Source organism: Vibrio sp. Vb1729, from assembly GCF_033338655.1.
Lineage (GTDB): Bacteria > Pseudomonadota > Gammaproteobacteria > Enterobacterales > Vibrionaceae > Vibrio > Vibrio alginolyticus.
Map to the genome: position 1 here is coordinate 28,985 of NZ_JAWOTB010000023.1, position 10,811 is coordinate 39,795.

The window sequence follows — 10,811 nt, forward strand, 5'->3', positions numbered from 1 at the left end:
TTGCTATAATCCGCGACTTCACAGCGACCTTAGGGTCGCTGTTTTGCTCCATGTATCAGTAAACCGCTCAAACAACGTACCGTTTTCAGACCATTCTTGCTGCTGTAAACCAACTTTCTCTGGTCCGGTATCTGCGGTTTTTTAAGGACCTTTGGTTCTAGGTATTTACTATGTTGGCGCTTAGTTTGAGCGCCTTTAAGATTTAGGATGTCACAATGAGTCAAGAAATTAGCTCTCCGAAAGGTCAAATGCTGCTTCGTACCCTTGCAATGCCTGCAGATACAAACGCCAATGGCGATATTTTTGGCGGTTGGATAATGTCTCAGCTCGACTTAGCGGGCGCGATTCTAGCAAAAGAGATCTCTTGTGGTCGCGTTGTCACCGTTTCGGTATCAAGCATTACGTTCAAAAAACCTGTTGGTGTGGGCGATGTCGTATGCTGCTACGGCGAATGCACTAAGATCGGCCGCACATCCATGAGTGTCGATTTGGAAGTATGGGTCAAACCCGTCAAAGCTCACGGTGTTGGCGAACGCTTCATGGTTTGTGATGCGACCTTCAACTACGTAGCCATTGACAGTGAAGGTAAACCACGACCGGTTCAGAATTAGTCAACCTACAACGCTAACAGTTAGAAAGGATCTCACATTTTCTGTTGTTCACTTGTGAGAGACACAAAAAAGGCGTTAAATTAACACTTTACCCTACCAATTAAGGAACTATGCTATGTGGTATGTCATCTTTTCACAGGACGTTGAGAACTCGTTGGAAAAACGCATGAGCGTTCGCCCACAACACTTGGATCGCTTACAAAAGCTACAAGACGAAGGTCGCCTTCTTACAGCTGGTCCGATGCCTGCGATAGATTCTGACAATCCTGGAGAAGCTGGATTTACGGGCTCAACTGTCATCGCTGAATTCGCCTCTCTAGAGGATGCTAAAGCGTGGGCAGAAGCCGATCCTTATGTAGCGGCTGGTGTTTACGATCATGTAATCGTGAAACCGTTCAAAAAAGTGTTTTAATTTATGAAAAAATTACTGTGTCTTTTCTTGGTATTTGGTGCTCTGGCTGGCTGTTCATCAACCGATGATAATCAGCGCCAACTTGAGCTTATGGCATCAAACCGAGCAGGAGTCTTGTCTGCGGGCCTCCCTTTAGAGTACGGTCCACTGCAAATAATGCGTGTCTCATCCAACAAAAATGTTGTAGAGATGATGATGATTTATAACGATGGCGCACTCGGTGCAAAGCCGTTAAATCAAGTACTGAATACCAGTATCTATACCTACTGCAGCAACCCAGAAGTTCGCAAGCAAATTGATATGGGCTTGATGTATCGTATTAAGGTACGTAATTCTCGCGGTCAGTTGATGGCAGATGAGTTGGTTTCCGCACAGACTTGTACCCAGGTGAAGTAGCTACAGTAATTTTTGTTGCTTTCGGCATGAGACGATGATTCGCTATTATTGGATAATCTGAAAACGAAAGTTAACAATTAAGAATAGAAAAACGGAGACCACAGTCTCCGTTTTTATTTGCTGTAACGATGTGTTACGCCAGCTCAGCACGGAGCTTCTTCGCCGCTGAAACCAGATTTGCCAATGCGGCTTCTGTCTCCTTCCAGTTTCGTGTTTTCAGACCACAATCTGGGTTTACCCACAAACGTTGAGCCGGAATTTTTTCTGCCGCTTTCTTGATTAAACCTTCAATCCATTCTTCCGTAGGAATGTTTGGTGAGTGAATGTCATAAACACCAGGGCCAATTTCGTTCGGGTAATTGAACTCTTCAAATGCTTTCAGCAGCTCCATATTTGAGCGAGATGTTTCAATGGTAATGACGTCCGCATCGAGTGCCGCAACCGAATCAATGATTTCATTGAACTCGCTGTAACACATATGAGTGTGAATCTGAGTTTCTGGTTTTGCACTTGCCGCAGAGACCTTAAACGCATTTACGGCCCATTCTAAGTACGCTTTGTGATCGCGTTTTTTGAGTGGTAAACCTTCTCGAATGGCTGGCTCATCAATTTGAATGATATTGATGCCTGCATCTTGCAGGTCAGACACCTCATCACGCAGTGCCAAAGCAAGTTGCTGCGCAATTTCTTGACGTGTGATGTCTTCACGTGGGAACGTCCAACATAAAATCGTTACTGGTCCAGTCAACATGCCTTTCATCTGTTTGCTGGTTAGCGATTGTGCGTACGTCGACCATTCAACTGTGATCGGTTTTTCACGTTCAATGTCAGCAACTACAATGGCAGGTTTCACACAGCGAGAACCATAACTCTGTACCCAACCAAATTTGGTCGTTTGAAAACCCGCCAAGTTCTCAGCGAAGTATTCCACCATGTCGTTACGCTCTGCTTCACCATGAACTAGCACATCTAGGTCGAGCGCCTCTTGACGTTTTACTGCGTCAGCAATATGTCCTTTAAGTGCTTGGATATATTCAGACTCAGATAATTGACCTGTACGATAAGCGCTGCGCTGCACCCGGATTTCACCCGTTTGAGGAAAAGAGCCGATTGTCGTTGTTGGCAACAAAGGCAAGCCCAATACTTCAGCTTGATGCGCAGCACGCTCTGCATAAGGTGCGCTGCGCTCGGCAAGTGACGCGGTAATGTTGTTTAAACGCGCTTGTACTTGAGGTTTATTCACATGTGTTGCTGTCTTGCGCGCTTTGATTGTCTGGCTATAGGTATCACAAGCGAGAATCGCATTTTGATCACCATCGAGCGCTCGGCCAAGCAAGGCGACTTCTGCCACTTTTTGTTTTGCAAAGGCAAACCAACTTTTTACTTCTTCGCTTAGTTCTGTTTCCAGTGCTAAATCAACAGGGCTATGTAGAAGAGAACATGAACTGGCAACCCAAAGTTTGTCGCCCAGTTTCTCTTTGACTGGCTGTAGACGCTCGAGTTGGGCACTTAAATCCGAACGCCACACGTTACGACCATTCACAACGCCAGCAGAAAGCACCCACCCCTCCGGTAACTTGGCAACCACATCGTCAAGCTGCTGAGGGACGGCAGATAAATCGATATGCAAACCATCCACCGGTAGCTCTACAATTTTGTCTAGCGTATCGCTTACGGAGTCAAAGTACGTCGTTAGCAGCACTTTTACATCGCTTCGAATCACTTGGTAGGCCAGCTTAAACGAATCAGCCCATTTGCTTTCTAGCTCCAGTGACAAAATTGGCTCATCAATCTGAACCCACTCAACACCTTGACTTGCTAGCTTTGCCAAAATAGCTTGGTAAGCAGTAAGTAAGCGTGGTAGCAGGGTTAAGCGGTCAAACCCTTCTTCGACCTCTTTGCCCAAGTAAAGGTAACTGACTGGGCCAAGCAAAACAGGCTTCACTTGGTGGCCAGCTTGAAGCGCTTCGTTGACTTCTTCAAACAGTTGCGGCCAGCTCACTTCAAACGTATCGTCCTTGCTGAATTCAGGGACGATGTAATGGTAGTTTGTGTTGAACCATTTGGTCATATCCGATGCCGCAGCGCCCGCACAGCTGCAACCCGCCTGAGATTGACCGCGACCCACTTTGAACAACGTATCCAGGTTAGGGAAACCATCAGCGTGACGCTTTGGCACATGACCCAATAGCAACGTGGTCGTCAGTACATGATCATACCAAGCGAAGTCGCCAGCAGTGGCAAAACTCAAACCTGAATCCGTTTGTGTTTGCCAGTTTTTGGCGCGTAGATCTGCCCCAACCTTTTTAAGCTCAGCTTGATCAATTTCTCCTCGCCAGTATTTCTCCTGAGCGAATTTTAATTCTCTTTTTTCACCAATGCGTGGATAACCTAGTATGTGAGTCGTTGTCGCCATGTCCCTATTCCTTTCTCAATTTTGTTCAATTTGTTTGGATCAGAGCATCTTTCGGTAAAGAATAAGATGTCTGGATGGCTAAACTATCGCTCTCATCTGATATTAGAACAACGTCCATTTATTCAACTTGTTTATTAAAAAAATTCATCATGAAGCGACATGATTCGCAAATAAAAACAACAAATAGACGTCTAGACGTTTACATATCCATTTTTTGTCGTTAAGTTATTTACACGATTGCTATTCTGTTCATAGCGAGCAACAAAGGATGAAAGGAATTCATGATAGAGCTAAAACATTTGCGGACACTCACTTCGCTTCGAGACACTGGCTCTCTAACGGCGACAGCGACCGCTTTGCATCTCACTCAGTCGGCACTGTCTCATCAGATCAAAGATTTGGAGGCGCGAATTGGAGGGCAACTGTTCCTGAGAAAGACTCGTCCGGTGAAGTTCACTTCAGAGGGAGAAATCCTATTGCGTCTTGCAGAAGATATCCTTCCGAAACTCGCAAGAGCAGAAAATGATTTAGCGAGCTTGAAAGAGGACGTCAATGGCCGATTACATATGGCCATTGAATGTCACTCTTGCTTCCAATGGCTAATGCCTGCACTTAGGGAGTACCAACTTGCTTGGCCTAGCGTAACATTGGACTTTTCCTCTGGTTTTGGCTTTGAACCACTCCCAGCTCTATTGGCAGGCGAACTCGATCTCGTTATTACTTCCGATATCCAACCTCGATCCGAAGTCCACTACGAGCCTCTATTCGACTTTGAAATGCGTTTAATTACCGCAACCAACCACCCATTGGCGGAAAAAGAAATTATTGAGCCGCAAGATCTCGCAGATCAAACCATGCTCTCTTATCCGGTTCAAAAACAAAGGCTAGACGTCGTAAAACACTTTCTTCAGCCAGCAGGAATAGAACCTGCGAAATGGAAGCAAGCCGACAACACTCTCATGTTAGTTCAGATGGTCTCTGCTGGATTAGGGGTGGCGGCACTACCCAATTGGGCGATTTCTGAATTTTCTCGCCAAGGTCTTATTACCAGTAAACCTTTCGGCCAAGGCTTATGGCGTCGCTTGTTTGCTGCAACGCGTCACTCAGAGAAAGAAAAGCGTTACTTACAAGCTTTTTTCGCAACCGCGAGGCTACAATGTAAAAGCCACCTTGACGGAATCAAGGTGGCTTAAAAGATTTGGGTTATGAAAGGCTTAGCGTTGATATGCTTTAAATTGGTTAGTCAATGGATCGTACTGATAACCGAGCATATCAAGCTTGCCGACTACAGACTCTACATCCATCTCATACACTGATACTAACTCGTCAAAACTGTCGCACTCTAAACGTAGCTTTTCGTTGACGATACCTAGCAAAATAGTGCTGTCCAGATTACCTACATTGCTTAAATCCATCGCGACTCTCCTCTTCGACAAGGTATATAAACAAGCGTAGTAGTAATCACGCGAATTTAAAGTGAGTGCGCTCTAAAACGTGATCACCTTATACCCAAGCACCAAGAAAGCACTTGGATATAAGCTGTCTAGCTTTGTCTTTAGAATAGAGGTTAAGCCGCGAGAGAGAATAAACCTTGCAGGCTCGTCATCGACGCGAGTGCTAGCAACAAGGCAACGCTCAGCTGCACCTTTTCTGGTTTCTTATGCGTAAAAATATGCCAACACCACACAATAATTGAAGAAATTAGCATAGCTAAAGACAGCAAGATCGGCTGTGTCGCAGCGTTTAGTGTGGCTTCATTTAACTGGTAAGAAGCAAACAACGTTGCGATGACTAATAGCATTCCAGACACAATGCCCGTAACTGGTAAAATACGGTGAAATGCCTGTAATCTGCTGCGAGCTATCGTAAGCAGCAATTGAGAAAATGACGCCCCAAGGAAAAATATCATTAGCGCCATCGCTATCGATGCTGGCCAGCTTGATTGCTCAAATACTTGAATACTCACATACGCAAAGGCCAAACCATTCGCTAAATGCATCGCCCATAGTGGCCCTTTTTCACGCGTTTTCTTGGTTTGAACCTGAGAATAGAAGTAGAAAATAGCAAACACGATCATAAATGCTTCAATGCGAAGTGACGCAACAGCGAGCCACAATACAGCTACTGCAGGCAACATTTTATGAAGACGTCCTCGCTGACCAGGACAAATATCGCCCTTGATTAGAAGCAAAGTCAGTAGCGCTTGTGCGCCAAATAGCATCGGAGGGAAATTAACCAGCAATTGTTGAATCATGTTGAATGCACGCTCAAAAGTCATTTTGGGGGGCGATAATATCAAATCAACTATCGCCAAACCACCGAAAGTCGGCCCCCAAATGAGCTAAAACGGTAAGACAATTTTATTCACAGAGAAGCAAGATACTTCAACGCGTCTTCCTGCGTTAAAACTCCACGGTACTCTTCTTTGGTATTACACAATACCCAAGGGAAACGAATGCCGGTTTTAACCAACTCTCGAATAACAGAGACAGGTAAATCCTCATCAACCAACACAAATTCGGTGCTCATTATCTGATTAACAGGACGCTTCCAAATTCTGCTTTCTCGTTCAGTTTCTCGCTCTGTGCCCATCGAGGGCGTTAGGTGTAAATTCACCGTCTCTTTCGTAATTAACCCAACACAACGATTTTCATTGAGAACAACTAAAGGCAAGCTTGGATTCAAATTCATGTACTCCACTGCCAAGGAGAGCGGTTCTCCAGGGTCCATAGACCTGACTTGTTCATGGCTCAAAGATTGCAACACATCACTTTGCTTAGGCTCAATCGCGATGTCAGAGAACAGATGCTCATAACTGTCCGCTTTATCCATCAAATCGACAGGCACGGCAGCAGAAAATAGAAAGCCCTGCATGTAATCGACACCGATTTCTGCCAATACTTGAAGTTCTTGCTTAGATTCCACGCCTTCAGCAACCACTTTTACATTCATTTGCTGTGCAAGCTCGGTGACCATTTTCACAATGTTATAGCTGGTGCTCCCTTTATGAATGTTCTTGATGAATTTTCGGTCTATTTTCAGTAAATCAAACTGCCCTTTTTCTAGATAAGAAAAAGAAGAATACCCAGTACCGAAGTCATCAATCGCGATCTCAATGCCCTCTTTCCGCACTTCCTCTAGAGCTCGAGTATGCTCCTCATCTTGTTCAAAATACGCGGTTTCTGTTAGCTCGATAGTTACTCGCTTAGGGTCTACACCACTGGCTTTAATCAAATCATGCGACCGCTGAAGGATCTGAAGAGAATCCAATTTCGTATTGAGGGAGCGATTGATGGTCACGCCCACTTCCTCGCCATAAATTTCTTGTAAGCGCGGAAAGTGCTTCAACGCAGCTTGGCAGACCACATCATCAAGTGCCGCTATGAGTTCTAGATCTTCAATAATAGCGATCATCTTTTGCGTGCAATACGCATCATTTTCATCATAGAAGCGTGCGAGAGCCTCGAACTTAACCACGCTTCCGGTTTGAACGTCGATAATCGGTTGAAAGTAAACGTCCACTAGCCCACTCTCTATTTGCGCCTCCAAAAACGCCTCGAGATGTTGGCGCTTCACTAATTCAGAGTGAAGTTCACTGTCGTAAAAGTTGAAATAGCTACCTTCACCGGAAATAGAGGACAACATCGCTTGCGCTGCATGTGCTAGCGCTTGTCTTGGTCGGTTCGTATCATAGCCAAGGATTGACACACCAGTTTGGCCTTTAACGATAGTGGCATGCATTTTTGTGCCCATTTCATTTCTAAGCTCATTAAAGAACCCTTTCATGGCAATTTGGATCAAACGAACCGGGCTCAACCATTGACAATGAGGGGTCTGCAAGCATACGACAAACACATCCCGAGATAACTGCCCCGCAATACTTTTGTAGCGACTTCGCATAATAAAATCTGCAAAACCTAATTGCTGTTCAAGCAAGTATCTCTCCGAAAACTTAGGTCTTAGTGTCATAACAATGTTGAGTTCTTTATTTCTGCTTTCATTCGCTAAGGTAGCTAATTGGAGTTCAAATTCTTTCCTCGTCGGTAAAAAGGCAGCCCAATCATGCTGTTGTTCACAACGATTTTTCATCCACAACAACGAAGCAGAAATATCCGTAGAAAATCCGAGATAAAGAATTCGTCCAGAATGAAACGTAAGTCGGTAAATACAAAGATGATGAGCTTGGTTGCTACCGTTTGCTGTTTTGCTCAGCAAGTTACCACACCAACATCCTTCATCATTAATTTGCTGCCACAGCTGATCATAAAACGCTTGGCTATGGTGAGAGGTACTGAATATATGAGTTTTAAGCCCAACCAGATCTCGGTTTTGATAGCCCATTTGTAACTCAAAGGCACGGTTACAACCTAAGATGCGCGTATCTTCATCGGCAACTAAAACGCCTACATTTGGCAAATCAAAAATCGTTTCGAGAATTTTCGCTAACTCCTCGCAACCAGTGATTGTTAATTGTGGAATGATAGTGCCTTGGATAATGCGCTTATTGAGCCTTTCAAAACTAATAGTAACGTGCACTAAGTTAACGTTTTTTAGCATCATGCAACAAGAAAACCGCCCCCGTCCGCCAAAGAGTTCCACTTCTAGAATTCGTTGTTTTAGCGTTTCTTGTTGCCCCATCAGCATATGATCAAACAAGTTATTTAGGCTGGTTACTGGCGTACTTATCCCAAATGCCTTTGCCATTCCTTGCTGATCACATTCGAACTCGCGAGTATCAATATCGTAAGACCACTCTATAACAGGAGTTAGACTGGAAGTCGTTTGCATTTTTGGATGCACTGTTGTCGTAGATTCACTCATACCCTAGCCCCTTTTTTTGTAATTAGCCCAAGGCTCAAAATTCACAGTCAATTCGCGACATTCCAGTTGGGACCTGCCGATCCTCTTTATAGATGGATTGTGTCAACGATAAGCCTATCGACTTAGAACTATTTCCAGAGCAGCTCAGCCTTTTGCATTTAATATGCACTAATTTGATTATAGGCTTTACCCCATATAAGCACACCATTGCTTATGCTTTGTATTAAGATTGCGACATTTTTCATGAACCGATCTATAACCATGAGGCTTTCAAGGTGAAATTAGACAGAAAATCGCCGATAGAGCATTGATATTTTTACAAACCAAATAAAACTCGATGAACTAAGCTTGAATAGATGAGTTTGTTATAGATACCTGATAATCAAATCGCTATAATTCGCGCTCCCTGGAACAGAGAGCAAAATATGACCAATAACATCACTCCTATTCATGAGTACAAAAAATACTGGGCAGAGTGTTTTGGTACGGCACCTTTCTTGCCGACCAGTCGCAAAGAAATGGATGCCCTAGGATGGGATAGCTGTGACATTATCATTGTAACCGGTGACGCTTATGTGGATCACCCAAGCTTTGGTATGGCTATCATTGGCCGCCTGCTAGAAGCACAAGGTTTCCGTGTCGGTATCATTGCTCAACCAGAATGGCAAAATAAAGATGCGTTCATGCAACTTGGTAAGCCAAATCTGTTCTTCGGGATCACTGCGGGTAACATGGACTCCATGATCAACCGTTACACCGCGGATAAAAAGCTTCGTCACGATGACGCGTACACACCAAATAACGAAGGTGGTAAACGCCCAGACCGCGCGACTTTGGTTTACTCTCAGCGTTGTCGTGAAGCTTACAAAGAAGTACCTATTGTTTTAGGTGGTATCGAAGCCAGCCTACGCCGTGTTGCGCACTACGATTACTGGTCAGATAAAGTTCGCCGTTCGGTACTATTTGATGCAAAAGCAGACATCCTACTTTTTGGTAACGCAGAACGCGCACTTGTCGAAGTAGCACATCGCATCGCAAACGGCGAAGACATCAGCACCATGACCAATATTCGTGGTACTGCCGTGAACTTGCCAGTCGCGCCAGAAGGCTACACGGTTATTGATTCTTCTCGTATTGAAAAACCTCGTAAAGAAGCGTTCGTACCAAAGAACCCATACGAAGTAGAAACTCAGTGTGAAACTAAAAAAGACGAGCCAGTTGCACAACCAATCACAATTCGCCCATCACGCCACGATGCTGCGACGACTGCGGTCCGTTTACCTTCGTTTGAAAAGCTAAGAAACGATCGCATTCTTTATGCGCATGCAAGCCGTGTACTGCATTTAGAAACGAACCCGTACTCTGGTCGAGCGTTACTTCAAAGCCATGGTGATCGTGAACTTTGGGTAAACCAAGCTCCAATTCCATTGACGACCGAAGAGATGGACTTTGTGTTTGGCCTGCCTTACGCGCGTGTTCCTCATCCTATGTACGGCAAAGCAAAAATTCCTGCGTACGACATGATCAAGACGTCTGTGAACATCATGCGTGGTTGCTTTGGTGGCTGTTCTTTCTGTTCGATTACCGAGCATGAAGGTCGAATCATTCAAAACCGTTCGAAAGAGTCTATCATCAACGAGATTGAAGAAATTCGCGACAAAGTTCCAGGCTTTACCGGCACAATTTCCGATCTTGGTGGCCCGACTGCAAACATGTACCGCCTGGGCTGTAAAGATCCAAAAGCGGAAGCGAACTGTCGTCGTCCTTCTTGTGTATTCCCGGGCATCTGTAACAAGCTAAACACAGACCACAAACACACGATCGATTTATACCGCGAAGCGCGTAAAGTTGAAGGCGTGAAGAAAGTGATGGTTGCATCTGGCGTACGTTACGACCTTGCGATTGAATCACCAGAATACGTGAAAGAGCTCGTTACTCACCACGTAGGCGGTTACTTGAAGATTGCACCGGAACATACAGAGAAAGGTCCTCTTGATCTGATGATGAAGCCAGGCATGGGTACGTACGATCGCTTTAAAGAGATGTTCGAGAAATACAGTGCAGAAGCAGGCAAGAAGCAGTACTTAATCCCTTATTTTATCTCTGCGCACCCAGGCACAGAAGACGAAGACATGCTGAACCTTGCTCTGTGGCT

Annotated in this window: 9 protein-coding genes; 5 read left to right on the plus strand and 4 right to left on the minus strand. The window is 44.8% G+C overall.

Features of this window, described 5'->3' with window-relative positions; translation table 11 throughout:
• The first annotated feature begins 215 nt into the window (after positions 1-215).
• The 3 genes from yciA to R7E29_RS13385 all read left to right on the plus strand — a co-directional run bounded on the left by yciA (position 216) and on the right by R7E29_RS13385 (position 1,419).
• Positions 216-611, plus strand: a complete 396-nt coding sequence (gene yciA / locus R7E29_RS13375; protein WP_005376768.1) for an acyl-CoA thioester hydrolase YciA — start codon at positions 216-218, stop codon at positions 609-611.
• A 115-nt stretch (positions 612-726) separates the two neighbouring features.
• Positions 727-1,023, plus strand: a complete 297-nt coding sequence (locus tag R7E29_RS13380) for a YciI family protein (RefSeq protein WP_005386727.1) — start codon at positions 727-729, stop codon at positions 1,021-1,023.
• A 3-nt stretch (positions 1,024-1,026) separates the two neighbouring features.
• Positions 1,027-1,419 carry a GspS/AspS pilotin family protein gene (locus R7E29_RS13385; protein ID WP_005386726.1) on the plus strand — a complete coding sequence of 131 codons (393 nt, stop codon included), beginning with the start codon at positions 1,027-1,029 and terminating at the stop codon, positions 1,417-1,419.
• A gap of 133 nt (positions 1,420-1,552) precedes the next feature.
• On the opposite strand, the gene metE is transcribed toward R7E29_RS13385, so the two are convergent.
• Positions 1,553-3,835: a 5-methyltetrahydropteroyltriglutamate--homocysteine S-methyltransferase gene (gene metE / locus R7E29_RS13390; RefSeq protein WP_054577048.1), complete on the minus strand. Its 2,283-nt coding sequence runs from the start codon at positions 3,833-3,835 to the stop codon at positions 1,553-1,555.
• A gap of 281 nt (positions 3,836-4,116) precedes the next feature.
• Between metE and metR the strand changes: the two genes are divergently transcribed.
• Positions 4,117-5,028, plus strand: a complete 912-nt coding sequence (gene metR, locus R7E29_RS13395; protein WP_005386724.1) for an HTH-type transcriptional regulator MetR — start codon at positions 4,117-4,119, stop codon at positions 5,026-5,028.
• Between the two features lie 21 nt (positions 5,029-5,049).
• On the opposite strand, the gene R7E29_RS13400 is transcribed toward metR, so the two are convergent.
• The 3 genes from R7E29_RS13400 to R7E29_RS13410 form a co-directional block, all read right to left on the minus strand.
• Positions 5,050-5,250 (minus strand): DUF4250 domain-containing protein, encoded by a 201-nt coding sequence (locus tag R7E29_RS13400; RefSeq protein WP_005376762.1) that lies wholly within the window; start codon positions 5,248-5,250, stop codon positions 5,050-5,052.
• A gap of 152 nt (positions 5,251-5,402) precedes the next feature.
• The gene (locus R7E29_RS13405; protein ID WP_054577049.1) at positions 5,403-6,113 is read right to left on the minus strand and encodes a hypothetical protein; all 711 of its coding nucleotides are present in this window, start codon (positions 6,111-6,113) and stop codon (positions 5,403-5,405) included.
• Between the two features lie 86 nt (positions 6,114-6,199).
• Positions 6,200-8,656 carry an EAL domain-containing protein gene (locus R7E29_RS13410; protein ID WP_054577050.1) on the minus strand — a complete coding sequence of 819 codons (2,457 nt, stop codon included), beginning with the start codon at positions 8,654-8,656 and terminating at the stop codon, positions 6,200-6,202.
• A 425-nt stretch (positions 8,657-9,081) separates the two neighbouring features.
• On the opposite strand from R7E29_RS13410, the gene R7E29_RS13415 reads away from it, so the two are divergent.
• Positions 9,082-10,811: YgiQ family radical SAM protein (locus R7E29_RS13415; RefSeq protein ID WP_318082699.1), on the plus strand; the 1,730-nt coding region annotated here is incomplete at its 3' end.